The 24,208-nt window shown below is 71.7% G+C and carries 26 protein-coding genes; 11 read left to right on the forward strand and 15 right to left on the reverse strand.

Going from position 1 to position 24,208, the window contains the following annotated elements; all coding sequences use genetic code 11:
• Nucleotides 1-69: 69 nt before the first annotated feature.
• The 4 genes from OO68_RS25980 to OO68_RS25995 all read right to left on the reverse strand — a co-directional run bounded on the left by OO68_RS25980 (nucleotide 70) and on the right by OO68_RS25995 (nucleotide 3,719).
• Nucleotides 70-1,068 carry a hypothetical protein gene (locus OO68_RS25980; RefSeq protein ID WP_051814806.1) on the reverse strand — a complete coding sequence of 333 codons (999 nt, stop codon included), beginning with the start codon at nucleotides 1,066-1,068 and terminating at the stop codon, nucleotides 70-72.
• Nucleotides 1,068-1,742, reverse strand: coding sequence for an RNA polymerase sigma factor (locus OO68_RS25985; protein WP_033311424.1), 675 nt, complete (start codon nucleotides 1,740-1,742; stop codon nucleotides 1,068-1,070). The genes OO68_RS25980 and OO68_RS25985 overlap by 1 nt, the downstream gene beginning before the upstream one ends.
• Nucleotides 1,743-2,123: 381 nt before the next feature.
• Nucleotides 2,124-2,945 carry a hypothetical protein gene (locus OO68_RS25990; protein ID WP_063739337.1) on the reverse strand — a complete coding sequence of 274 codons (822 nt, stop codon included), beginning with the start codon at nucleotides 2,943-2,945 and terminating at the stop codon, nucleotides 2,124-2,126.
• A gap of 153 nt (nucleotides 2,946-3,098) precedes the next feature.
• Nucleotides 3,099-3,719: an RNA polymerase sigma factor gene (locus tag OO68_RS25995; RefSeq protein WP_033311426.1), complete on the reverse strand. Its 621-nt coding sequence runs from the start codon at nucleotides 3,717-3,719 to the stop codon at nucleotides 3,099-3,101.
• 216 nt (nucleotides 3,720-3,935) lie between these two features.
• Between OO68_RS25995 and OO68_RS26000 the strand changes: the two genes are divergently transcribed.
• Nucleotides 3,936-5,222, forward strand: a complete 1,287-nt coding sequence (locus OO68_RS26000; protein WP_078625450.1) for an N-acetylmuramoyl-L-alanine amidase — start codon at nucleotides 3,936-3,938, stop codon at nucleotides 5,220-5,222.
• Nucleotides 5,223-5,224: 2 nt separating this feature from the next.
• Here the strand turns inward: OO68_RS26000 and OO68_RS26005 are convergent, their stop codons facing one another.
• From OO68_RS26005 to OO68_RS26020, 4 genes are all read right to left on the reverse strand, one after another.
• The gene (locus OO68_RS26005) at nucleotides 5,225-5,620 is read right to left on the reverse strand and encodes a hypothetical protein (protein ID WP_078625451.1); all 396 of its coding nucleotides are present in this window, start codon (nucleotides 5,618-5,620) and stop codon (nucleotides 5,225-5,227) included.
• A 152-nt stretch (nucleotides 5,621-5,772) separates the two neighbouring features.
• On the reverse strand, nucleotides 5,773-6,327 hold the full coding sequence (locus tag OO68_RS26010) for a hypothetical protein (protein ID WP_033311427.1): 555 nt from the start codon (nucleotides 6,325-6,327) through the stop codon (nucleotides 5,773-5,775).
• Nucleotides 6,328-6,435: 108 nt separating this feature from the next.
• A complete protein-coding gene (locus OO68_RS26015) occupies nucleotides 6,436-6,942 on the reverse strand; it encodes a hypothetical protein (RefSeq protein WP_033311428.1) in 507 nt (168 codons plus the stop codon).
• 95 nt (nucleotides 6,943-7,037) lie between these two features.
• Nucleotides 7,038-8,639: a beta-N-acetylhexosaminidase gene (locus OO68_RS26020; protein ID WP_033311642.1), complete on the reverse strand. Its 1,602-nt coding sequence runs from the start codon at nucleotides 8,637-8,639 to the stop codon at nucleotides 7,038-7,040.
• A 290-nt stretch (nucleotides 8,640-8,929) separates the two neighbouring features.
• Between OO68_RS26020 and OO68_RS26025 the strand changes: the two genes are divergently transcribed.
• From OO68_RS26025 to OO68_RS26065, 9 genes are all read left to right on the forward strand, one after another.
• On the forward strand, nucleotides 8,930-9,403 hold the full coding sequence (locus OO68_RS26025) for a 2-oxo-4-hydroxy-4-carboxy-5-ureidoimidazoline decarboxylase (RefSeq protein ID WP_033311429.1): 474 nt from the start codon (nucleotides 8,930-8,932) through the stop codon (nucleotides 9,401-9,403).
• 220 nt (nucleotides 9,404-9,623) lie between these two features.
• Complete coding sequence (gene sdhC, locus OO68_RS26030) at nucleotides 9,624-10,004, forward strand: succinate dehydrogenase, cytochrome b556 subunit (protein ID WP_031107855.1); 381 nt, start codon at nucleotides 9,624-9,626, stop codon at nucleotides 10,002-10,004.
• Nucleotides 10,005-10,009: 5 nt separating this feature from the next.
• Entirely contained in the window at nucleotides 10,010-10,492 is a 483-nt protein-coding gene (locus tag OO68_RS26035; RefSeq protein ID WP_033311431.1) for a succinate dehydrogenase hydrophobic membrane anchor subunit, read from the forward strand.
• 19 nt (nucleotides 10,493-10,511) lie between these two features.
• Complete coding sequence (gene sdhA / locus OO68_RS26040) at nucleotides 10,512-12,266, forward strand: succinate dehydrogenase flavoprotein subunit (protein ID WP_033311432.1); 1,755 nt, start codon at nucleotides 10,512-10,514, stop codon at nucleotides 12,264-12,266.
• Nucleotides 12,266-13,045 (forward strand): succinate dehydrogenase iron-sulfur subunit, encoded by a 780-nt coding sequence (locus OO68_RS26045; RefSeq protein WP_033311434.1) that lies wholly within the window; start codon nucleotides 12,266-12,268, stop codon nucleotides 13,043-13,045. The genes sdhA and OO68_RS26045 overlap by 1 nt, the downstream gene beginning before the upstream one ends.
• Before the next feature lie 153 nt (nucleotides 13,046-13,198).
• Nucleotides 13,199-13,819: a Uma2 family endonuclease gene (locus OO68_RS26050; protein WP_033311436.1), complete on the forward strand. Its 621-nt coding sequence runs from the start codon at nucleotides 13,199-13,201 to the stop codon at nucleotides 13,817-13,819.
• Nucleotides 13,820-14,645: 826 nt separating this feature from the next.
• A complete protein-coding gene (locus OO68_RS26055) occupies nucleotides 14,646-15,053 on the forward strand; it encodes a hypothetical protein (RefSeq protein ID WP_033311437.1) in 408 nt (135 codons plus the stop codon).
• Between the two features lie 12 nt (nucleotides 15,054-15,065).
• Entirely contained in the window at nucleotides 15,066-15,551 is a 486-nt protein-coding gene (locus OO68_RS26060) for a thiol-disulfide oxidoreductase DCC family protein (protein WP_033311439.1), read from the forward strand.
• Between the two features lie 32 nt (nucleotides 15,552-15,583).
• Nucleotides 15,584-16,330 carry a TetR/AcrR family transcriptional regulator gene (locus OO68_RS26065; protein ID WP_033311441.1) on the forward strand — a complete coding sequence of 249 codons (747 nt, stop codon included), beginning with the start codon at nucleotides 15,584-15,586 and terminating at the stop codon, nucleotides 16,328-16,330.
• 19 nt (nucleotides 16,331-16,349) lie between these two features.
• Here OO68_RS26065 and OO68_RS26070 read toward each other — a convergent pair whose 3' ends face one another.
• From OO68_RS26070 to OO68_RS26080, 3 genes are all read right to left on the reverse strand, one after another.
• Complete coding sequence (locus OO68_RS26070) at nucleotides 16,350-17,903, reverse strand: ABC transporter substrate-binding protein (protein WP_033311442.1); 1,554 nt, start codon at nucleotides 17,901-17,903, stop codon at nucleotides 16,350-16,352.
• 184 nt (nucleotides 17,904-18,087) lie between these two features.
• Nucleotides 18,088-19,710 carry a metallophosphoesterase gene (locus OO68_RS26075; RefSeq protein WP_033311444.1) on the reverse strand — a complete coding sequence of 541 codons (1,623 nt, stop codon included), beginning with the start codon at nucleotides 19,708-19,710 and terminating at the stop codon, nucleotides 18,088-18,090.
• A 22-nt stretch (nucleotides 19,711-19,732) separates the two neighbouring features.
• A complete protein-coding gene (locus tag OO68_RS26080) occupies nucleotides 19,733-19,972 on the reverse strand; it encodes an SCO4848 family membrane protein (RefSeq protein ID WP_033311445.1) in 240 nt (79 codons plus the stop codon).
• 91 nt (nucleotides 19,973-20,063) lie between these two features.
• On the opposite strand from OO68_RS26080, the gene OO68_RS26085 reads away from it, so the two are divergent.
• Entirely contained in the window at nucleotides 20,064-21,377 is a 1,314-nt protein-coding gene (locus OO68_RS26085) for a D-alanyl-D-alanine carboxypeptidase family protein (RefSeq protein ID WP_033311447.1), read from the forward strand.
• Here the strand turns inward: OO68_RS26085 and OO68_RS26090 are convergent.
• From OO68_RS26090 to OO68_RS26105, 4 genes are read right to left on the reverse strand one after another with little or no spacing between them, the layout of a single operon-like run.
• Nucleotides 21,325-22,245 (reverse strand): YihY/virulence factor BrkB family protein, encoded by a 921-nt coding sequence (locus OO68_RS26090; protein ID WP_033311449.1) that lies wholly within the window; start codon nucleotides 22,243-22,245, stop codon nucleotides 21,325-21,327. The two genes, OO68_RS26085 and OO68_RS26090, sit on opposite strands and share 53 nt — an antisense overlap.
• Entirely contained in the window at nucleotides 22,233-22,685 is a 453-nt protein-coding gene (locus tag OO68_RS26095) for a GtrA family protein (RefSeq protein ID WP_051814807.1), read from the reverse strand. Before OO68_RS26095 ends, OO68_RS26090 begins: the two co-directional genes overlap by 13 nt.
• Nucleotides 22,682-23,626 (reverse strand): decaprenyl-phosphate phosphoribosyltransferase, encoded by a 945-nt coding sequence (locus tag OO68_RS26100; RefSeq protein WP_033311450.1) that lies wholly within the window; start codon nucleotides 23,624-23,626, stop codon nucleotides 22,682-22,684. Before OO68_RS26100 ends, OO68_RS26095 begins: the two co-directional genes overlap by 4 nt.
• Nucleotides 23,619-24,140 carry a phosphatase PAP2 family protein gene (locus OO68_RS26105; RefSeq protein ID WP_033311452.1) on the reverse strand — a complete coding sequence of 174 codons (522 nt, stop codon included), beginning with the start codon at nucleotides 24,138-24,140 and terminating at the stop codon, nucleotides 23,619-23,621. Before OO68_RS26105 ends, OO68_RS26100 begins: the two co-directional genes overlap by 8 nt.
• Between the last annotated feature and the right edge of the window lie 68 nt (nucleotides 24,141-24,208).

The following is a 24,208-nucleotide window of genomic DNA, read 5'->3' on the forward strand; positions in this document are numbered from 1 at the left end:
ACTGCGCCAGGGCGGCCGAAAACGTCACACCCTCGGCCGGGTGATTTTCAGGAGACGCGAAACCGCAGGTCACGGCCTTGCGGGAACGCCCTTCTTCCCGGTCCGCTGATCGGCCTGCCGGTCTGCCTTCCGGTCGCTCTTCCGCTCGGCCTTGTCCTGCTGCCGGTCCCGGTCCCGGTCCCGGTTGCGGTCCCGGTCCACGCCCTTGCCGTGGTGCCGGCCCTGGTCCGCGCGCTCGTCGTGCCGGCGCTCCCCGGAGCGGGGGCCGGCCGAGGACAGGACGCCCTTGCAGTACTTCCACACCCGGCGGCCGTCCGCCGCGTCCCGCAGGGCGCGCCTGCGGTCGGCATCGAGCCGCTTGCCGTCGCGGAGGTCGCGGCAGGCGGAGGTGATCTCCTCGCGGTGGCCGCCGGAGCGGCCGTCACGGTCGTCCGGCTTCGGGGCCGCGCCGTCACGCCGCTCGCCCCGGTCCTGAGTGCCGGACCCGCCCGTCGACGAGCCGCCCGGGGCGTCGTCGGGGGTGGAACCGCCCTGTACGGCGTCGCTCGGCGAGGGCGACACCAGCGGGCGTTCCGGGTGAGTGGCGGCGGCCGAGACGGAGGCGCCGGGGTCGGGCGCGTCGCCGCCGAAGGGCGCTCTCAGGGCTCCGGTTCCGGTCGCGAGGGCAACCCCGCCGGCCATGCCGACGGCCAGCACGGCGGCCAGGGCGAAGCGCGCGGGACGGGTCCAGCGGGGCCGGCGTGCCGTCCCGCCGCCACCGCCGCCGGGGGATCCGATGCGGACCAGCCCCGCGTCGGTGATCCCGGCCGCGTCCAGTCCGCCGGTGGCCGCACCGGCCGCGGTCGCGTCGGCGCGTTCCGCGCGGGCCTTGCGGAAAGCGGCCACCGCGGCGGCCTCGCCGGGGAGTTCATCGCTGGTCAGCGGGGGTTCGGCGGACAGTGCGCCGAGGGTCCTGGCGAGGTGTTCGGCCTGGTCCCGGCCGGCGCCTCCGACAGCTCCGGGTGGCTCTCCGCTCAGCAAACGCTCCGCCGTTTCGCGGTCCAGCCACCTGTACTGCTCGTCGGCCATCACACATCCTTCTGCGTCCGCGCAACGCTACGCGTCACACCTGCGGACGTCACGGCACCGCCGCGCGGTTCTCGCTGGGGCGGCAGGGCGTCGAGCACCCCGGCCGATTCCGGATCGGCCTGCGGGTCGTCGCCGAGCAGTTCGGCGAGCCGCTTCAGACCCCGGTGCGCGGCCGTGCGGACCGCGCCCGGGCGCTTGCCGAGCGTCTCGGCGGCGGTCTTCGCGTCCAGCCCCACCACCACGCGCAGCACGACCGCCTCGGCCTGGTCCTGCGGCAGCCGGGAGATCAGGGAGAACGCGCCGTCGGTGGCGAGTGCCTCGATGGCCTCGCCGGCGGTGTCCGACTCGGCGGCCCGGCCGGTCAGCTCGGTCTCGTCACCACCGATCGCGGGCCGGCGCCCGCGCATGCGTATGTGGTCCAGGGCACGGTTGCGGGCGATCCGGGCGGCCCAGCCGCGGAACCGGTCCGCGTCGCCGGTGAACCGCTCCAGATCGCGGGCTATCTGGAGCCACGCCTCGGATGTGACGTCCTCGGCGTCGGGGTCGCCGACCAGCGTCCGTACGTACCCGAGCAGCCGCGGATGCACGGTGCGGTACACAGTCCGGAACGCGTCTTCGTCTCCGTCCTGTGCCGCGCGCACCGCGGCGGTCAGCTCCGCGTCGTCCCCCAGCACCGCACCCCTTATGCGCCTAAACCGGCGCCGCTTTCGCGGACCGGGTTCTCGCCGTCGTGGTTCCTCAATTGATGGTTGCGGTATCAAGACCGCAGGTGGTTGCGGTGGTCGTACCGCGTTCGCCTTGGCGCGAATGGCACGTTACGACCTGAAACCACTCCCCGTCCATGTCCGTCCGAGATGCAACTAAGCCGTGACGCGGCGGGGTGTGACAGAAAACGCACACCGGGCGCTGTAGGGAGTACGGGCCGCCGCGCGGCCCGTGCCGCGCGACGGCCGGGGCCTCTCCTGTGGGGGGTGGCGGCCTCGGCCGTTGCCAAGGCAGGTGCCGGGGGATGCGCGTCCCGCCCGGCGGTGCCGGCCGGCACTTCGTGGAATCCCTTATCGCTGACGGCCGTTGGGCCGGCCTTCGGGCTGGGAGCGCTTGCCCTCGCTCCCGCTCCTGCCCGCGCCGCTGTCCGGCCCGTCACCCGCGCCGTTGTCCTGCCCGTTGTCCGCACCGTCGTTCGCGGCGGGTGCGCCGCCGTCCCCGGCGGGCCCGTCGTTCCCCGAGCCTCCGCTCCCGGCCTTCGGCTCGTCCTCGCGCTCGGCGCAGTACGCCGTGACGTTCCTCTCACCGCCGGCGGCGGCCACGAGCCGCTGCCAGGCGGTCGCGTCCATGGCGTTGCCGCGTCCCCCGACACGCTCGAAGGCGCTGCAGTGGGCCTCGGTGTCCTGGGCGGGGGCCGGCCGGTCCGGGTGGGCCGGCGAAGAGCCGGCTCCGGTGCCGGGGCTGTGGCTGCCACGGGGAGGAGGCTGCTGCGCCGGGTCGCGCGGGGCGCTGCTCGGCGCGGGCGAGCGCTCGGGGGTGTCCTCGGGGCCTTCGTCGGGCGATCCGGCCACGCCGATCGCCGCCACGGCGACCCCGCCCAGCGTGAGGCTGGCGAGCAGCACGGAGAGCGTCGTCTTCAGGGACCGCCCCAGGTAGCGCCGCTCCCGGGCACGCCAGTCGTCCCGGCGGCGGGTGCCGGCCTTCAGGGTTCCGGCGCCCAGGGATCCGGCGTCCCGGGCGGCCCGGAAGGCGGCAACGGCCCGCTGTTCGGCCTCCGCGTCGACGCCGTCCCGGATGAGGGAGGCGATGATCAGCGCCTCGACGTCGGAGTCGAGGAGGGCGTGACGGGAACCACGGCCGGACAGCCCGCCGTCGCTCTGCCGTTCACCCATGTCCGTTTCCGTTCCTGCTCGATCCGATCGGTCCGTGAGCCCGGGCGGCGCCGCCCGGCCCGCCGAGCCCCAGTACGTCACGCCGGTCCGCCCTGTTCAGGGCGCCGGATCCGCGCGACCCGCCCGGCCCGTGAGCGAAACCGCTGATTCCGCTCACGTCGACTCACCCAGCGTCCGGGGAGCCTCATCCGTCACACTGCGCTCCGCGCCCAGTTGCCCGGCGAGGCGTTTCAGGCCCCGGTGGGCGGCCGTGCGCACCGCGCCCGGCCGCTTGCCCAGCACCCGTGCGGCGGCCGGCCCGTCGAGGCCCACCACCACCCGCAGCAGCACGGCCTCGGCCTGGTCGCGCGGCAGCCCCCGGACAAGTTCCAGGGCGCGTTCGGTGGAGAGGGCCTCCAGCGCCTGGTCGTGCGTGCTCTGCGGTCCGGGCAGTTCAAGGACGTCCTGCTCCAGCGCGGACGACCGGGGCCGTACCCGCTGCCGGCGCAGGTGGTCCAGCGCCCGGTGGCGGGCGATGGTCGCCGTCCAGCCGCGGAAGCCGGCCCCGTCGCCCCGGAACCGCCCGAGGTCCCGGGCGATCTCCAGCCAGGCGTCGGACGCCACGTCCTCCGCGTCGTCCCCGACCAGGCCGCGCAGGTAGCCGAGCAGTCCGGGCTGCACGAACCGGTAGGCGACCGCGAAGGCGGCCTCGTCACCCTGCTGGGCCCTCGCGACGGCCGCGCCGAGTTCCCCGTCGTACGCCTGTCCGCGCCGGGGTTCCGTTCCCTGACCCAAGTACCGTCCTCGTCCGTGCCGGCTGCGCGTCCTCCCACGGTCATCAGCGCCGGTCATCGCGGAAGTGTCACAGCGCGTCAGACTCCGTGCCGTGACGGCCGTTCGGGTCAACCCCGCCCGCCGTCCTCGGGAGCCGGGCCCCGGGGAGGTTTCGGCCAAGTGACGTACCGGGGAGCTCTGCTCGCGATGCAACCGCCCACGAAAGGCGAGCGCCGTATGACACCCCGCCTCCTGCGCACCGCCGTCGCCACCGCCCTGGCCCTCGGTGCCCTCGGTGCCCTCGGCCTGACCCACCCCGCCCGGGCCACCTCATCGGACGGGGTGCACACCGTCCGGGTGCCGGACGGCGACCCTCACGAACGGTCCCTGGCCCCGCGCCCCTCCGAGCCGTTCAGCCTGATCGGCATCACCTGGGACGACCCGGACGCGGCCCTGGGCGGCACCGCCGAGGTGCGCACCCGCTCCCGGGAGAGCGGCGCGTGGAGCGCGTGGCGCCCCCTGGAGACCGACGTCCGTACGCCCGAGCTGGGCTCCGACCGCGACCGGCCCGGGGTGCGCGGCGGCACCCAGCCGCTGTGGACCGGGCCCTCGGACGGCTTCCAGGTGCGCGTCTCGGGCGACCGTCTGCCGGCGGGGCTGCGTGTCGAACTGGTCGATCCCGAGGCCGGGTCGGACGCCGTGCACACCGCGGTCGTCGAACCGGACGACATCGGGCCGGGCATCGCCGGGCCGACCGCAGGGCCGCTCTCCGCGGAGCGTCCCGTGGTGACGTCGCGCTCGGCCTGGGGCGCCGACGAGTCCCTGGTGAAGGACCCGCCCACGTACACCGGCGACACCCAGGCGATGTTCGTCCACCACACGGCGGGGACCAACGACTACGCCTGCTCCGCGTCGGCGTCGATCGTGCGCGGCGTGTTCCTCTACCACGTGCAGAGCAACGGCTGGAACGACATCGGCTACCACTTCCTCGTCGACAAGTGCGGCACCGTCTTCGAGGGCCGTGCGGGCGGCATCGACAAGCCCGTCCTCGGCGCGCACGCCTACGGGTTCAACACCAACACCAGCAGCGTCTCGGTGCTCGGCGACTACTCCACTGCGGCCACGAACGCCGCCGTGCGCGAGTCGGTCGCGAAGGTCGCGGCGTGGAAGCTCGGCCTCTACGGCATCGACCCGACCGGGACGGTCGTACTGACCTCCGGTGCCGACAACGGCAAGTACAAGCTCGGGCAGAAGGGGACGTTCCACCGCATCTCCGGGCACCGCGACGGCTACCCGACCGCATGCCCCGGCCAGAACCTCTACGACGACCTGCCCGAGATCCGCACCCTGGCCGCGAACGCCGGCAAGTCGGCCGCACCGGCCGCCGAACCGCTCGGGCCCTCGGCCGATGACGCGGCCGAAAACGCGGGCCAGGACGCGGACGAGGACGCGGGCCAGGACGCGGACGCGGGCGAGGATGCGAGCGAAGACGAGGACACGGGCCAGGGCGTCCTCGGCCGCTGACGCTACGGCCGGGGCCCGGCGCTCACCGCGTCCCGGCACAGCAACCGCAGCGAGCCGTGGCCGGCGTAGCAGCGGCGGGCCTCGTCGATGGGGTCCCACAGGCGCCCGTCGGGAGTGCGGATCCAGTGGTCGCCGCCGGTCGCCCACCATTCGGCGCCGGTCTGACGCACGATCACCTCACCGGTGTAGGCGCCGAAGCCGCGCAGTACCTGATGGACCGCGGCCTCGGGCGCTCCTTCCCGCCGTATCCCCTCGATCATCCGGTCGATGCTCCACAGACTCTGTGCCGAGTAGTCGAGGCGCAGCCGTGCTCCCTCGCGCATCGTCGCCACTGTGTCCGCCGCCCATCGCAGCGGCTTCGCAGCCGCCGATGGCCTGGTCTCCGCTTGAGTCGTCACATCCCGGAAAGCGCTGCGGCGAAGCGTTTCGTCACCCGGAATCGACGACTTCCCCGAAGCGGCGCAGGACCACCCCACCTCGCCCAAGGGACAGTCACAGGACTCTTCCAGGAACGGGGTTTAGGCCCGTGGGCCCCCAGAGGCCCGCTCCGTCAGCCCTGCTGCCGGCTCCGGCGGGAGACCACCGCGCGCAGTACCCGCCGCCCCTCGGTCGACACCTCCAGTGCCCGGCGCAGCCCGGCCGGCCCGTGTCCGGCCAGGACCTCCAGGACGACGACCTGGCGGCGCAGTTCGGCGGCGACCAGGGGTGACATGCCGTCCGTACGGCCCTCGCGGCGGGAGTCGACGGACGAGGCCTCGTCCTGGGCGGTGTCCAGGAGCCGGTGGATCTGCAGGGAGGCGACGGAGCAGGCGTCGGCCCACACCCGGAGTCCCGCTGCGGAGCGCTCGGCGGGAGCGGCCTCCAGCATCCGGTGGGCGAGCACGGCCGCCTCCTCCCCGGCGCCGGCCGCGTCCAGCTTGCAGCGCGCCTGCACCAGCCGCTCGCCCCACTCGCCGGCACCGGCGTCGTCGCCGAGGCTCGCCCACACCGGCCGCAGGGTCTCGTCGTCGCCGCCCAGCAGGGGCACGCACCGATCGAGACAAGCCAGTCCGCTCGCGGCCAGCCCACGTTCGTCGGCCTGTGCGATCAACTCCACCAGGCTCATCCACGCCTCCCTCCGCGGGTCTTCTCCGGGGCCCGATCAGGCCGCCACCAGCCCTCACCCCTCACGGAACCCGCACTTCCCCTTACTGCGCGCAACGGCCCCGGAGTGTCACAGGGGCACCACGCCCAGTCTGTCGAGGAAGCGGAACAAGAGGTTTTCGGCCAGGGGATCGGGGTCTGAAGTCAGTACGTCCACCAAGGCGTCGGCGTTCACTTCGCTCCCCGCCTCGGCGGCCCAGCGCACGGCGCGCTCGGCGGCGTCAGCGGGCTCCAGGAAGTAGTCCTCCAGCGTGAGGCCCTCGCGGCCCGCCCCCAGGTACCCGGCCATCGCGGAGCGCGCGAGGCAGGTCGTCCACGCCCCGCTCTGCGGAGCCGCGGCCTCCAGCACCACGCACTCGCTGTTCATGACGTACCCGAAGAGCGCGGGCGCCCCGGTCTCCCGGGCCAGGGCGTTCATGTTCCCGATGTCGCCGTCGCTGCTCGGGTACTCCCACACCTGCCATCCGCCCGGCGCCGAGGCGCGCTGCGTCGGCCCCTCCCCGGCCCCCGCCAGCGCCTCCAGCTCCGGCAGCGGCCGCTCCCCCCGGCCCACGACGAAATATCCCCAGTAGCCCATGTCCCGGTTCCCCCCGGCATATTCGACTGCACTCGCGCCAGAAGACCACCACAGCCGTACGGGAGTTCGCAGCCGTATGCGCCAATTCGTTCCGGTCAGCCGAGCCTGTCCGCCAGCGCCCGGAACTCCGTCCAGGACAGCTCGGGCCTGTCCGGGTCCCACAACTTCTGGACGGTCGCCCGCAACGGCATCCGGATCCCGGCCGCGACCTGGAACTCCGTCTGGGAGTTCGCGAGGTCGCACCAGACGGCGAACGAGCCGCCGAGGATCTGGCCGTCGTAGCGCGCCGGGACGGCCGCGGTGCCGCGCAGCACCCGCGGTGTCCACTGCTCGTAGATCCGCTGGCCCGTCGGGTAGACGAAGGTCTGCGGCTCGCCGAGCACGTAGTACAGGAACTCGTCGTTGTAGTTGATCACCTTGCGGCCCGCCTCCAGGTACTCCAGGGGAGCCCGGGCGCCGATCTCCTTGCCCGTCCAGTAGGCCACCTGGATGTCCTCGGCGGCCTGGACGGAGGTGCCGCGGAAGAAGCCGTCGTTCCAGGCGCGCGGGACGCGCTGATGCTTGCGCACGGTGTCGGCCCGGTCGTTGAGCCAGCCGGTCGTGAGGTCGGCGACCGTCGCGCCGGAGCCGTACCGCTCCCGGGCGGCCGCGGCCAGCTGCGGGAACGACGCCTCCGGGTTCGACCGGGTCAGCGCCTGGTACTCGTCGCCGCCGAGGTGCCACGGCCCGCCGGGGAAGAGGTCGGCGTACTCGTTGAGCAGGTCGTCGACGATCTCGGCGCTCTCGGCCTTGGAGATGTCGATGGCGCCCTGCACCGCCGAACCCTGCGCGCTGCGCAGCTGGAGGCCGGGGTGGGCGTCGAGGACCGCGCCGAGGTGCCCGGGCGAGTCGATCTCGGGGACGATCGTGATGTGCCGGCTCCGCGCCAGGTCGATGATCTTCCGCACCTGGGCCTTGGTCAGGTGCTGCTGCGAGACGATCTCGGGGTGGGAGGAGGACTCGATCCGGAAGCCCTGGTCGTCGGAGAAGTGCAGCCCCAGCTGGTTGAACTTCAGGTCGCCCAGTTCCCGGACGCGGTCCTCGATCCAGCCTGCCGTGAAGTTCTTGCGCGCGATGTCCAGCATGAACCCGCGCTGCGGCTTGGCCGGCTCGTCCTTCACGACGCCCTCGGGTGCCGTGCCGCCGTCGTGGGTCTCCTGCTTGAGCGTGCGGGTGCCGTAGAAGACCCCTGCGTCGGACGGCCCTTCGATCTCCACGCGCCCGTCGCGCACGGTCATCGTGTACGACTCCGGGTTCGCGCCCTTGTCGCCGTTCAGCGCCAGCCGCAGGTCCCCGGCCTTCTTGTCGCCCTTCTCGCCCGCGTAGGCCATGCCCAGCTCGCCCGCGACCAGCCGGCCCTCGTCGGCCAGCGCCGGGTCGTCCACGACCACCCGGTTGCCCTTCTCGGGCTTCCAGCCCGGACCGCGCGCCGGTTCGTGATCGCGCACGGCGGGGATGGTGCGGGGTGCCTCGGACAGGGGGTAGGAGCGCGTCGGACTGGGGGTCGGAGCCGCCTCCGGCGCCTGGTCAGGGGGCGCTGCCGCCGTGGCCCCCTGCGAGGACCTGGCCTGCGGGCCGGTGGACCCGCCGTCGCCGCCCGAGGCCGCCCAGAGCCCGAGACTCACCCCGGCCGCGACCACGACCAGGGCTACAGCCATGGCCACGACCAGCACCTGCCGCTGTTTCTCCTGCTTCGCCGAAGTCCGGCGCCTGTGCTGACTCACTCAGCCAACCTAAAACCCGGGGCCGGATGGCGCGCGTCCACCACGCGTGCCGATTCTCTCCCTCGCGGGTGAAATTCAGGCATCCTTCGGACACGTCATGGTCGTACTCGATAGCGTGACGTCACATCTCTCACAGCTCGCCCTGCTGACACACGTGACGCCCACGAGGACCCACGCTGCCTGCGCACCGTCTCCCAGACCTCCCCGGCCGACTCGCCATACCGGTGGAGCATTTCAACGCAGCCTCCGCACAGGAGCTGGAGAAGGCCCTCCTGTCCTGCCTGTACAGCCTCCGCTGGGCCCGGCGCGTCGCGGACCACCGCCCCTACCCGGACGTGGACTCCCTGCTGGCCGCCGCGGATGAGGCGGCATACGACCTGACCTGGCCCGACCTCACGGAAGCGCTGGCGGCCGAGCCGCTGCCCGCCCTCCCACCGGACGCCTACGCCGCGGCCCACACCGCCCTCAGCGCGGCCCACGCGGCCTACGAGGCCCGCTTCGGACACGTGTTCGTCATCTGCCTGAACGGTCTGTCCCCGTCCGAGACCCTGGACCGGCTCCTCGAAGCCATCCGGTCACGATTGGCGAACGATCCCGAGGAGGAGCGGACGGTGGTGGCCGATGAGCTGCGGCGCCTGGCGAAGGAACGGCTGGTGGACGCGTTGAGGGGCGCGGAGAACTGCGCGAGCAACCACTGACGGCTCGCACCCGGCGTCCCGGAAACACCTCCTGCCCCCTGAGCCGCACTAGCCCACCAGTACCTCTTTGCGTGCCAGTTTGATCACACCCAGGGACCCCGGCGCAGCCCGGCCGCAGCGCATCGCTACGATGCTGGGGGCCGGTGGACCGTACCCGGCCGGGCCCGACCGACACACCAAGCCGGCGCGGCCCCAATCCCCGCTCCCGGAGGAAACTTCCGTGCCGGCTGGAACGCTGTACCGCGGCCGGGAAGGAATGTGGTCCTGGGTGGCTCACCGAGTCACCGGCGTCCTCATCTTCTTCTTCCTGTTCGTTCACGTGCTGGACACCGCCCTCGTCCGTGTGTCCCCGGAGGCCTACGACACCGTCGTGGCCACGTACAAGACGCCGATCGTCGCGCTGCTGGAGTACGGCCTCGTCGCCGCCATCCTCTTCCACGCGCTCAACGGCCTGCGCGTCATCGCTGTCGACTTCTGGATCAAGGGTGCCCGCTACCAGAAGCAGATGCTCTGGACCGTCGTCGCCCTGTGGGTCGTGCTGATGCTCGGGGCCATCTACCCCGTCCTCGGCCACGCCGCTCGTGAACTGTTCGGGAGCTGACGCCAATGTCCACGTCTGAGAAGACCGCCGCCGGCGTCGGCCCCGTCGAGGGCGGCGCCGTCTACACCGTCGACAACCCGGCGCCCTTCATCGAGGCCCCGCGCCAGCGCACCAAGAAGACCCCGAAGAGCACCCGGGGCAACTTCGAGCTGGCCGCCTGGCTCTTCATGCGCCTGTCGGGCGTCGTGCTGGTCGTCCTGGTCCTCGGCCACCTGCTGATCCAGCTCGTGCTGGACGGCGGCGTCTCCAAGATCGGTTTCGCCTTCGTGGCCGGCCGCTGGGCGTCCCCGTTCTGGCAGGTCTGGGACCTGCTGATGCTGTGGCTCGCCATGCTGCACGGCGCCAACGGCCTGCGCACGGTCATCAACGACTACGCGGAGCGCGCGAACACCCGGCTGTGGCTCAAGGGCCTGCTCTACACGGCCACGGTGTTCACCATCCTGCTGGGCACGCTGGTGATCTTCACCTTCGACCCGAACATCCGCTAGGCACGGGGCTGCGAGAATCATGAAGATCCACAAGTACGACACCGTCATCGTCGGCGCCGGTGGCGCGGGCATGCGCGCGGCCATCGAGTCCACGAAGCGCAGCCGCACCGCGGTCCTGACGAAGCTGTACCCCACCCGCTCCCACACGGGCGCCGCGCAGGGCGGCATGGCCGCCGCGCTGGCCAACGTGGAGGAGGACAACTGGGAGTGGCACACCTTCGACACGGTCAAGGGCGGTGACTACCTGGTCGACCAGGACGCCGCCGAGATCCTGGCGAAGGAGGCCATCGACTCCGTCCTCGACCTGGAGAAGATGGGCCTGCCGTTCAACCGGACCCCGAACGGCACCATCGACCAGCGCCGCTTCGGCGGTCACAGCCGCAACCACGGCGAGGCCCCGGTCCGCCGTTCCTGCTACGCGGCCGACCGCACCGGCCACATGATCCTCCAGACGCTGTACCAGAACTGCGTCAAGGAGGGCGTGGAGTTCTACAACGAGTTCTACGTCCTGGACCAGCTGATCACCGAGGTCGACGGCGTCAAAAAGTCGGCGGGCGTCGTGGCGTACGAACTCGCCACGGGCGAGATCCACGTCTTCCAGGCGAAGTCCGTGGTCTACGCGTCCGGCGGCTGCGGCAAGTTCTTCAAGGTGACGTCGAACGCACACACGCTGACCGGTGACGGCCAGGCGGCCGTCTACCGCCGCGGGCTGCCGCTGGAGGACATGGAGTTCTTCCAGTTCCACCCGACCGGCATCTGGCGCATGGGCATCCTGCTGACGGAGGGCGCCCGCGGTGAGGGCGGCATCCTCCGCAACAAGGACGGCGAGCGCTTCATGGAGAAGTACGCGCCGGTCATGAAGGACCTCGCGTCCCGTGACGTCGTGTCCCGCTCCATCTACACGGAGATCCGTGAGGGCCGCGGCTGCGGTCCCGAGGGCGACCACGTCTACCTCGACCTCACGCACCTCCCGCCGGAGCAGCTGGACGCGAAGCTCCCGGACATCACGGAGTTCGCGCGCACCTACCTCGGCATCGAGCCCTACACGGACCCGATCCCGATCCAGCCCACCGCGCACTACGCCATGGGCGGCATCCCGACCAACGTCGAGGGTGAGGTCCTGGCGGACAACACCACGGTCGTTCCCGGCCTGTACGCCGCGGGCGAGGTCGCCTGCGTGTCCGTGCACGGCGCCAACCGCCTCGGCACGAACTCGCTGCTGGACATCAACGTCTTCGGCAAGCGCGCCGGTATCGCGGCCGCGGAGTACGCGCAGAAGGCGGAGTTCGTCGAGCTGCCGGAGAACCCGGCGGAGCTCGTCGTGGCGCAGGTGGAGCGGCTGCGCGACGCCACCGGCAACGAGCGGGTGGCGGAGCTGCGGCGCGAGCTGCAGGAGACCATGGACGCCAACGTCATGGTGTTCCGCACCGAGCAGACGATCAAGACGGCGGTCGAGAAGATCGCGGAGCTGCGCGAGCGCTACAAGAACGTGGCGATCCAGGACAAGGGCAAGCGGTTCAACACGGACCTGCTGGAGGCCATCGAGCTGGGCAACCTGCTCGACCTCGCCGAGGTCATGGCGGTCTCCGCGCTGGCCCGCAAGGAGTCCCGCGGCGGTCACTACCGCGAGGACTACCCGAACCGCGACGACGTCAACTTCATGCGGCACACCATGGCGTACCGCGAGGTCGGCGCCGACGGTTCCGAAACCGTCCGTCTCGACTACAAGCCGGTCGTCCAGACCCGCTACCAGCCGATGGAGCGTAAGTACTGATGGCTACCCCTGTTCTGGACAAGGAAGACGCGGCCGGCAAGCCCGAGCCCGGTTTCGCCGACTCCCCCTACATCACGGTCACCTTCCGCATCCGCCGGTTCAACCCGGAGGTCGCGGCCGAGGCGGTCTGGGAAGACTTCCAGGTGGAGATCGACCCGAAGGAGCGTGTCCTCGACGCCCTCCACAAGATCAAGTGGGACCTGGACGGCACGCTGACGTTCCGCCGCTCCTGCGCGCACGGCATCTGCGGCTCCGATGCCATGCGGATCAACGGCAAGAACCGCCTCGCCTGCAAGACGCTGATCAAGGACATCAACCCCGAGAAGCCGATCATGGTCGAGGCCATCAAGGGCCTCACGGTCCTGAAGGACCTCGTGGTCGACATGGAGCCCTTCTTCCAGGCGTACCGCGACGTCATGCCCTTCCTCATCACGAAGGACACGAACGAGCCGACGCGTGAGCGTTTCCAGACGGCCGAGGACCGCGAGCGCTTCGACGACACGACGAAGTGCATCCTCTGCGCCGCCTGCACCACGTCGTGCCCGGTCTTCTGGAACGACGGCCAGTACTTCGGCCCGGCCGCCATCGTCAACGCGCACCGCTTCATCTTCGACTCGCGCGACGAGGCCGGCGAGCAGCGCCTGGAGATCCTGAACGACCGCGACGGCGTGTGGCGCTGCCGCACGACCTTCAACTGCACGGACGCCTGCCCGCGCGGCATCGAGGTCACGAAGGCCATCGCCGAGGTGAAGCGGGCGCTGATCACGCGCCGCTACTGAGCCTCGCCGGTTGCTGATGAGGGCCTCGTTTTCGCTGGAGACGGGGCCCTCTGGCATATGCCGCACCATCGGGTGAACGAGTCCGGGACCGGACGCGCGGGGGGTGTCCGACCTACGATGATGCTCTCGACACCAGTTCCCAGGAGGCACCTGATGTCCGCAGCTTCCGTCGAGCAGCCCTTCCACGACGAAGAGCCGGTCACCCTCAGGACCATCGCCGACGAGATCATGGAGCGCCATCCGGGCTACCGCGTCGAGATCATCGGAGGCCATCTCCTCGTGACCCCGTCCCCGGATGCGCCTCACGCCCGAGCCCTGACGGGCCTCATGATCCCGTTCATCGCCGCCGGCCTACACGGCGGAGAGACCGAGACCCTGCAGAACGTAGGACTATGGCTCCCCACCGGCGCCGAGGACTACGCCATCCCCGACCTCGTGGTGGTGGACGCCGACATCGACGACCACCTCGTCGAGAACAACGCCTACGACCCGGCCTGCTTCCGTCTCGTCCTGGAGGTCACCTCCGGCAACTGGAAGGACGACCTCAAGACCAAGGTCGCCGCCTACGCCGAGGCCAAGGTTCCCGTCTACGTCGTCGTCGACCGCAAGCACCAGCGCCTCCACGTCCTGACGGACCCGGTGGGAAGCGGCTACGAGAACCACCGCCCTCACGCCCCCGGCGAGCTCGTCACTCTCCCGGACTCCATCGGCGCGAAGGTGACTCTCGACGTGGCGGAGATCCTCAAGGCCGGCCAGGCTAGGACGAGCGACTGAGTGGCAGCGCTCAGAATCGGCCGGATCGGAATTGATTCTCGGCCTGCGGTTGTGCGGCTCATGTGACTGAGGGAACTGGGTGTCACCAGACCGACGTCCATGACGCCCCTGAGGAAAGCCGCCGTCGCGCTCGTGGCCACGGCCGCCGCGCTGCTCCTGGTATCCCCCACCGCCTCGGCCAGCCCCTCCCCGGTCCTCGCATGCGTGACTTTCGACCGCGTTCCCCTCGGCCCGGTCACCGAAGGCCGCAGGTGGACCACTGACACGTCCAACGGCACGCTGCAGGTCGCCCGTTCGCCCTCCGGGCCTCGGCCGCGAACTCCGCGTCCAACTACGGCCGCGCCTTTTCGTGCGGCCCTCGGTCTGCGTGCGGCAAGGTTCGTGCGTCCGCCAGTCAGGCAGTCGGGGGGGCGGCCGGGCCGGGGCGGGACGGGTTCGCCGCTCGCAGAGGGCCAGCTTCGCTCCCTGTCGGAGGCGACGCGCCGACAGCCCGTTTCCGGTCAGCCTGGTTACGGGCCGCTGCCTCTTCGGGGAGCCCTGTCTGGCTGCGCCGGCGGCTACTCCGTGCCGAGGATGCGCAGACCGTGGTGGGTTCGGAGGTCCTCGTAGTCCTTGAGGTTGAGCGTGGCCAGCGGCAGGTCGTAGGTGAGGGCGCAGGCCGCGATCCACATGTCGTTGATCGGGCGTGGGCGTCCGCGCAGGATGTGCCGACGACCGTATGAGTCACCACTGACAATCGCCCCGCACCACCATGTTGAACATGTTCAAAAGTAGGTCTAGAGTCATCCCCGACAGCGTTTTGAACGTGTTCAAGAAGGGTGGGGCTATGGACCGCACGGTCATCGCCTACGTCATCTACCTGCTGGTCAGCATCGGCCTGACCGTCTGGGTGGCCCGCACGCTCAGCCACAACGGGAGGGTCTTCCTCGCCGACGTGCTGCACGGCAACGAGAAGCTCGCCGACGCCGTCAACCACCTCCTGGTGGTCGGCTTCTACCTCGTCAACCTCGGGTTCGTCGCGCTGTACCTGAGCGACGACGAGACCATCACCGACGCGCGCGGCATCTTCGAGGCCCTGTCAACCAAGCTCGGCGTGGTGCTGCTGGTGCTCGGCGTGATGCACCTGGCCAACGTCTACGTGCTCAACCGGATCCGGCGCCGGGGCGCCATGGAGCGGGAGCAGGTCCCGCCGGTGCCGCCGCAGGGCTGGGTCGCCCCGCAGGCGCAGGCCTGAGCGGAGACCGGCATGAACGCCACCGCCCCGGTCCGCCGGCTCACCGTCCTGTACGACGCCGAGTGCTCCCTGTGCGCGTTCCTGCGCGACTGGCTCCTGCGGCAGCCGAAGCTGGTGCCGCTGGAGCTGGTCCCGGCCGCCTCCGAGGAGGCCCGGCGGCGCTTCCCCGGCCTCGATCACGGAGCCACCCTCGACGAGATCACCGTCATCGGCGACGCCGGGCAGGTCTACCGGGGCCCCGCCGCCTGGGTGGTCACCCTGTGGGCGCTGCGCGAGCACCGGCCGCTCGCCCACCGGCTGAGCACCCCGGCCGGTACCCGGCTGGCCAAGGGCGCGGTGCTCGCCGCCGCCAAGTGGCGCGGGGCGCAGGGGCAGCGCGGCGGCGCGCCGTGGGGCGGTCAGGTGTACCGGCGCGCGGACGGCTGGTCGTACGCCCCCGGCAGCGGATGGAGCTACACCGCGCCGGGCTGCGCCGACGGCACCTGCGCCCCCCGGTAGCCGCACCGGCGCTGACGTTAGGCTCTCTTCCCGTGCCCGCGATGAACGACGGCCCCGACGACGGCGCCACCCCCACCAAGTCCGAGCAGACCCGCGCCCTGATCCTGGAGACGGCCATGCGGCTGTTCCAGGAGCGCGGCTACGACAAGACGACGATGCGGGCCATCGCCAAGGAGGCCGGCGTCTCCGTCGGCAACGCCTACTACTACTTCGCCGGCAAGGAACATCTGATCCAGGGCTTCTACGACCGGATCGCCGCCGAGCACCAGGTGGCGGTCCGGGAGATCCTGGACCGGGAGCGCGACCTGGAGGCCCGGCTGGCGGGCGTGCTGCGGGCCTGGCTGGACATCGCCGCGCCCTACCACGAGTTCGCGGTGCAGTTCTTCAAGAACGCCGCCGACCCCGACAGCCCGCTGAGCCCTTTCTCGCCCGAGTCGGAGCACGCGCGCGAGGAGGCCATCAGCGTTCACCGGGAGGTGCTCGCCGGAGCCACCAAGACCAAGGTGCCCGAGGAACTGCGGGACGTCCTGCCCGAGTTGATGTGGCTGTCCCAGATGGGGCTCGTCCTGTACTGGATCTTCGACCGTACCGAGGGGCGCGAGCGCAGCTACCGGCTGGCCGAGCGGGGCGCCCGGCTCACCGCGCGGGGCGTCGCCCTGGCCCGCTTCCGGGTGCTGCGGCCGCTCGTGCGTGAGGTGCACGAACTGTTCACGGAGTTCCTGCCGGGGATGACGAACGCCATCCCCGATCCGGCGGCCCGGCGGCGCACCGACCCCTGAGCCGCGGCCGGGCGGGACGTCAGAGCGCGGTCAGGCTCCACAGGCGGAACACGCCCGTGCCGTCCGACAGGTACTGGCCGCCGCCGACGTCCTCGGTGGTGACGACGTACTCCTTGGCCTGCCACAGCGGCAGCACCGGGACGTCCTGGGCGACGGTCTGCTGCACCGAGCGGAAGTCCTGGTCGGCCTCGGTCCGCTCCGCGAAGCGCCGGCTGTCCTTGATGAGCCGGTCGACGGTCTTGCTGCTGTAGCCGGTGTTCATGGCGCTGCCGGTGCCGACGAGCGCGGCGCCGAAGGTGTCCGGGTCGGGGAAGTCGGCGACCCAGCCGACGGCGTACGCGTCGAGCTTGCCGCTCGCCCACTGCTTCTGGAAGGCCGTCCACTCGTAGCCCTTGAGGGTGACCTTGAAGAGGCCGCTCGCCTCCAGCTCCTTCTTGATCTCGGCGCCCTCCTGCTCGCCTGCCCCGCGGCCCTCGGCGTAGCCGTAGGTGAAGTGCACCGGCAGGCTCACACCGGCCTGGGTGAGCAGCTGCCGGGCCTTCTCCGGGTCCGGCTTCGGATAGTCGTCGAAGAACGAGGCGGTGTGCCCGGTGAGACCGGCCGGGATCAGGGAGTACAGCGGATCGACGGTGCCGTCGTAGACGGTGGCGGCCAGCCGCTCGCGGTCGATGAGCCAGGCGATGGCCCGGCGGACCTTCGGCTCGTGCAGCGGCTTGCCCGCGCGGGTGTTGAAGTACAGATTGCGGGTCTCGGACCCGTCGGCCTCGTAGACGCGCTGGGTGGGGTCGCTCGGGTTGAGACCGGCCAGGACGCCGGGCGGCAGCTGGTCGGTGGCGACCTCGACCTGCTTGTCCTTCCACGCGGTGTCGAGAGCCTCGGGGGTCGCGTAGTAGCGCAGTTCGACGGGCTTGCCAGTGCCGCTGACGGCGCCCCGGTAGTGCCGGCTGGGCGCGAGGACCGCGTCCCGGTCCTTCGTGTACGAGGTGAGGGTGTACGGGCCCGTGCCGTCGACGCGGTCGCCGGTGCGCAGCTTGCCGGCCGGGTACGCGGTGTGGTCGACGATCGAACCGGCGCCGGTGGCCACCTTGAAGGGGAACGTCGCGTCCGGCGAGGTCAGGTGGAAGGTGACGGTCATCCCGTCGGCATCGACGGAGCCGAGCGTGCCGAACAGGGACGCCGGGCCGACCGGGGCCTTGATCTTCAGGATCCGGTCGAAGGAGTACTTCACGTCCTCGGCGTTCATCGTCCGGCCGCTCGGGAAGGTGAGGCCGTCGCGCAGCGCGCAGCGGTAGGTGGTGAGGTCGCCCCGGACGAACGCGCAGCTCTTCGCCGCGTCCGGCACGGGGGCGGTGCCGCCCGGTGCGAAGGTCAGCAGCGACTGGAAGACGTTGCTGAACAGCGCCCAGGAGCCCGCGTCGTAGGCGCCGGCGGGGTCGAGCGAGGTGACGCCGTCCGTCGTGCCGACCGTGATGGTCTTCGCGTCGCCCTTCGACGGCAGGAGCTGCCAGGCGCCCACGCCGGCGGCTGCCAGGACGAGCAGCCCCGCGAGTATCCGTATGCGAACCGATCGCATCGGCTTTGCCCTCCCCAGGCCCTGTGAGGCCCGTTGAGGCCCTTGTGCGTATGCCACACCCTTCGTGGCGGGATCACACAATCACAGGATTTTGAGCAGGGGGAAGGGAGATCTGATGAGTTGGGAAAGAACTTACCGATGGGCGATTCGGGGTGGTTTCACAGCACTCCCACAGGAGCCGCGGTCAGGCCTGCTTCGACGCGAGCTCGATGACGGTGATGTCCGAGGGTGCGCCCACGCGGGTGGGCGGGCCCCAGGCGCCGGCGCCGCGCGAGACGTAGAGCTGGGTGTCGCCGTAGCGGTCCAGGCCCGCGAGGGTGGGGTTGGCGCCGGAGGCGATGAGGTTGCCGGGCCAGAGCTGGCCGCCGTGGGTGTGGCCGGAGAGCTGGAGGTCGACGCCGTGCTCGACGGCGTCGTGGATCTGGACGGGCTGGTGGGCGAGCAGAACGCACGCGCGTGAAGTGTCCCGGTCGCCGAGCGCCTTCGCGAAGTCGGGGCCCTGGCCCTCCTCCTCCCCGGCCACGTCGTTGACGCCGGCCAGGTCGAAGTGGGGCATCTCCCGGCGGGCGTTCTCCAGGGGGTCGATGCCCAGGCGGCGGACCTCCTCGACCCACTGCTCGGCGCCGGAGAAGTACTCGTGGTTGCCGGTGACGAAGTAGGAGCCGTGACGGGCCCTCAGCTGCGCGAGCGGGGCGGCCGCCGGGCCCAGGTCCTTCACGCTGCCGTCGACCAGGTCGCCGACGACCGCGATCAGGTCGGGCTGGGTCGAGTTGATCGTGTCGACGACCTTCTGCGCGAAGCCGCGTCCCAGGACCGGGCCGAGGTGCACGTCACTGACCACGGCGATCCGGTACCCGTGCGCGGCGCGCGGCAGCTTGGCCAGGGGCACGGTGACCCGCTTGACCTTCGGCCCGCGCAGCACGCCGTACGTCCCGTACCCCACGGTCCCGACGGCGGCGGCCGCGGCGGCCCCGGCGACGACGCGGGAGACGAAGAGGCGACGGGAGGGGCCGGTGGGGGTGAGAGTGGCGGCGCCGGCCGGCTCCGGGGACGCCTCGGGCGCCGCGTCCGGACCCGCCCCGATCTCCGGCTGGAGGACAGTCGCGGAGATGCCGCGGTCGGACTGCGAAGCGGCTGCGGACGCGGGTGTGTGGGCGGTCGCGCCGCCCGGCCGGGGACCTGCCGCGGTCTCGGACGCGGGGGCCGCACCGCTGCCGTCAGCCTGCGGCGCAGCGGGCGCGCCGACGCCACCATCGCGCCGCGAAGCGGCTGCGGGGGCCGCGCCTCCGACCGCCCGCGTGCCGGCCGCAGGCACGGCGGTCGCGGTAGAGGCCGCGTCACCACCGCCGTCGGGCTGCGCGGCGGGGGCCGTGCCCTCGTTGCCCCGGGGGGCTGTCGTAGCCGTGGTGGGAGTGGGGTTCGCCGGGGAGTCGGGGGCCGCGGACGCCGCCCGGCCGGGCTGTGCGCCCTGGTCCGTTCGTCTCGCGCGGTGTTCCAGGAAGCGGCGCAGCAGGGGTCTGACGATTTCGCCGGCCAGCACCGCCAGCAGCAGGTATATCGACAGGGCCAGCCACAGGAAGCCCGGCCAGGCGAGGACCTGCTGGAGCCAGAACGGGGCGCCCGAGCGCTCGGCGACCAGGGCCGTGATCGCCAGGACCCAGCCGCCGGCGATCAGGACCGCGCCCGCCCGGCGCGTCAGGCCCGGGCCGCGGGTCGTGTCGCGGAACAGGCGGCGCCACACGTACCAGTTGGCCGTCACGACGACGGCCAGGACCAGCACGGCGACGAGTACGAAAACGATGACCACGGTGCCGTGTCTCCCGAGAGCCCTATGACGTCCGGCGCAGTGCGCGCAGACCACGCAACCCGATGGCCCCGACGACCGTCCCCAATACGAAGGAGACGACGGCGAGCAGCAGGTGCACCCAGAAGTAGGCCGTGGGACGGCCGTCGTCGAAGGCGAGCCCGCTGCCGTCCGCGACCAGGTTCTTGACGAAAGTGATCCAGATGACCCAGCTCCACACCCCGAAGGCGAGCAGGAACCAGGAGACGGGGCGGCTGAGCTTCATGCACCCAGTATCGCCAGGGCCTGTCCGGTTCCGTTCGCGGGGTGGGGCCGGAGGCGGGACTTCCCCCCGTACGGCATGTACGTTTCCGACCGTGCCCGCTCCGAAGAAGACCACCAGGCGATCCCTGCTGGTCACCTCCGCCGTCCTGTCGTCCCTCGCCCTGGCCGCGCCCGCCGCCGTCGCCGCCCCGAAGCCCTCGGGCAGCCCGTCGGCGAGCGCGAGCCCGTCGGCCACTCCCCCCGCGTCGATGTCGACGGTGGGCGGCGCCCGGCTCGGCAAGCCGGGGACGCAGGTGAACCTGGCGAGCGGCGTGCCGGTGCTGCCGAAGGACCTGAGCGCCCGCTCCTGGATCGTGGCCGACGCCGAGTCCGGTGACGTGCTGGCCTCGCACAACGCGCACTGGCGCCTCGCTCCGGCCAGCACGCTGAAGATGCTGTTCGCGGACACGCTGCTGCCGAAGTTCCCCAGGGACACCCAGCACAAGGTCGTGCCCTCCGACCTGGCCGGCATCGGCCCCGGCTCCAGCATGGTCGGGATAAAGGAGGACGAGACGTACTCGGTCCACGACCTGTGGCTGGGCGTCTTCCTGCAGTCCGGCAACGACGCCGTGCACGTGCTGTCCGCGATGAACAAGGGCGTCGAGAACACCGTCAAGGAGATGAACGAGCACGCCGAGGAGCTCCAGGCCCTCGACACGCACGTCGTCAGCCCGGACGGCTACGACGCCGAGGGGCAGGTGTCGTCGGCCTACGACCTGACGCTGATCGCCCGCTCCGGGATGCAGAAGAAGGACTTCCGCGAGTACGCCTCGACGGTCACCGCGAAGTTCCCGGGCCAGACGAAGAAGGACAAGAAGGGCAAGAAGGTCCGCAAGCCCTTCGAGATCCGGAACACCAACCGGCTGCTGGCCGGTGACGTGGACGTGGACGTCTACCAGGGCATCGCGGGCGTCAAGAACGGCAACACCACGAACGCGGGCGCCACCTTCACCGGCGTCGCCGAGCGCGGCGGCAAGGTGCTGCTGGTGACGGTGATGAACCCGTCGAAGGCCGAGCACAACGAGGTCTACAAGGAGACGGCCCGGCTGTTCGACTGGGGCTTCAAGGCGGCCGGGAAGGTGCAGCCGGTGGGCGAGCTGGTGCCGCCCAAGGGTGCCGCCCCGGCCGGTGACCAGCCCGGCGCGAACCCCTCCGGCGAGGCCGGCGGCTCCGGGGACGGCGGCAGCGCCACGGCCGGGACCGGTTCGAAGCCGGTGGCCGGCGCCCCGGCCGCGGACGCCACCAGCGGCATCGGGACGGCGCTCGGCATCACGGGCGGGGTGCTGGTGCTGCTCGCGGGCGGCGCGTTCCTGGTCAACCGCCGCTGGCCGCTGCCGGATCTGGTGCGCCGCCGGACTCGTCCGTGAGGCCCGGGACTTCGTCCTCCTTGCTCTGCGTCGCCGTCCAGGAGGCGCAGAACAGCACCAGCTTCGAGGTGAAGTTGATCCACAGCAGCAGCGCGACGGGCACGCCGAACGCGCCGTACATGCTCTTCGCCGCCACGCCCTGCAGATAGCCGCTGAGCAGCAGCTTCAGCAGTTCGAAGCCGATGGCGCCGGTCAGCGCCGCCACCAAGAGGCGGTGGCGCCTCGGCTCGACGCCGGGCAGCAGGGTGAGGACGTAGAGCAGGAGCAGGAAGTTGGCGAGGACGGCGATCAGGAACGCGGCGATGTGCAGCAGGACTCCGCCCCAGCCGCCCTCGTCGATGCCGAGTTGCCGGGTGGTCCAGCCGATCATCGCGGAGGCGACGGCGGAGGCGGCGATGGTGACGAGCAGCGCGCCGCCGAGGCCGAGCAGGACCCCCGCGTCCTTGCCGTAGCGCAGGGCGGGGTTCTCCTCCTCCTCGTCGTCGAGGTCCCACACCGCCCGCAGGCACTCGCGCATCGAGCCGGCCCAGCTGACGCCCGTGAAGAACAGCAGGGCGCCCGCGATGAGGCCGATCGTGCCGGCGTTGTCCACGAGGCCGGCGATGTCCAGCTGGTCGGAGATGCCGGGGACCTGCTCGGCGAGCTTGTCCTGGAGCTTCTCCTCCTGCCCCGTGCTCAGCGTGGCGGCGGCGATGGTGGCGGACACCGTCAGCAGCGGGAACAGTGCGACGAAACTCCTGAAGGTCATCGCTGCGGCCAGCCGCGTCCACTTCACACGGTCCAGCCGCTCGTACGACCGCCACGCGTGCGTGATCATCAGCCGTTCCGCCCACGGCCCGATCACCGGTAGCTTTTTCAGCCAGTCCATGATCCGACTCTGCCCTCCGCCCGGAACACCCATGTACGGGTACCCCAGAACCGCAGGACTGTGGCCAGTGCCATACCGATGACAGCGCCGGAGACCGTGTCCGCTCGCTGCGAGGTGAGTCCGAGACCGTAGTGGCTGACGGCCAGGCAGAGCAGCTGGACGGCGGCTCCGGCGAGGTTCACCGCGAAGAACACGGCGAACGGGCGCAGGCCCGGTGCGCGCGTGGTCCGGTAGGGGCCGAGGGCGTTGCCCGCGTAGGCGACCGTGCAGGCGGCCAGGAAGGACAGGGACTTGGCGGGGAGCGGATCGAGTCCGGCGGGCCCGCGCAGGGCGGTGAACAGGGCGAGGTCGACGGCGTAGGCGAGGAGGCCGACGCCGGCGAAACCGATCAGTTCCCGGCGGGCCGGGAGCGTGGGGCTCCGCCACGCGCGCGTGGTCACCAGTTCGCCACGGCCAGGCCGTACATCGCCACCCAGGCCACGCCGATGAGTGCGAGCGCGCGGTCGCCCAGGACGACGTCCTCGGGTTCGCCGGCCGTGCCGCGGTCGGCGAAGACGGCGTACCGGAGGACCGCCAGGATGAAGGCGACCATGGAGAGTTGGCGCCAGGGCAGCACGCTGGTGTGCGGGACGCCGCCCTCCTCCATGGCCCACAGGCAGTAGCCGAGGACGGCGACACCGGCCGCGAGCTGCCAGACGAAGCGGAGGTAGCCGGTGGTGTACTCGGTGAGCAACGCCCGGGTGGCGCCCGCTTCTCCGGCCATCTGGACGGCTTCCGAGTAGCGCTTGGCCGACACCATGAACAGCGCGCCGAAGCCGGTGGTGATCAGGAACCAGCGCGACAGCGGAATGCCGAGGGCGAGTCCGCCGATCATCGCGCGCATCAGGAAGCCGGTGGTGACGACGGCGAGGTCGACGACGAGGACATGCTTGAGGCTGATGCAGTAGGCCAGTTGCATGGCGAGGTAGGCGGTCAGCAGCGCGGCGACGGCCGGGCCGCACAGCCAGGCCGCGGCGGCGGGCGCGAGGAGGCCGAGGCAACCGCCGACGGCGTAGGCGACGGGCACGGGGACCTGCCCGGCGGCGACCGGGCGGTGCCGCTTGACGGGGTGGGCGCGGTCGGCGTCGGCGTCGCGGGCGTCGTTGACGAGGTAGACGGCGGCGGCGCAGGCGGTGAAGAGGCAGAAGATCAGGACGAGTTGGATCAGGGCGTGCCGGGAGAAGAGCTCGCCCGCGGCGGCCGGGGCGGCGACCACGAGGACGTTCTTGACCCACTGCTTGGGGCGCGCGGTCCTGAGGAGCCCGGCCAGGAGACCGCCCACGCGGGGTGGTGCGGGCCGCTCCTGGGGCGTGCGCTGCCGCAGGACGGCCGTCTCAGTCATGGTGGGCGTCTCCCCGCATCCAGCGGGCGCCGAGCCGGGCCGTGAGGGCGCCCAGGGCCGCGCCGGCGGCGACGTCCGTGGGGAAGTGGACGCCGGCCACCAGCCGTGAGACGCACACCAGGCCGGCGAGCGGCGGGACGGCGTGGGCGCCCAGGGCGCCGAAGGCGACGGCGGCGGCCGCCGCGGAGGTGGCGTGCGAGCTGGGGAAGGAGTGCCGGCCGGCCGTGCGCACCAGGGGCTCGACGTGCGCGGGGCGCGGCCGGCGCACGACCCGTTTCACTCCCATGCTGACGAGGTGCGCCCCGGCGGTGAGGGCCGTGCCCCGCAGCCAGGCGCCGCGTCGCCCGCCGTCGACGGCGGCTCCGGCGAGTCCCGCCGCCAGCCACAGCGCCGCGTGCTCCCCCGCCCAGGACAGGGCGCGCGCGGCGCCGGCCACACGCGGGTCGGTGCCGCACTCCCTGAGCGCCGAAACGATCCGGTGGTCCATGTCGTGCAGGTCGTCGAGGTCGTCCATGTGGACTCACTGTTCACGCCCGTCAGGCCTGAACTCCGGCAATATTGAGCGACATCCCATTAATCACC

Origin of the sequence: Streptomyces iakyrus (assembly GCF_000717055.1) — a bacterium.
GTDB lineage: Bacteria > Actinomycetota > Actinomycetes > Streptomycetales > Streptomycetaceae > Streptomyces > Streptomyces iakyrus.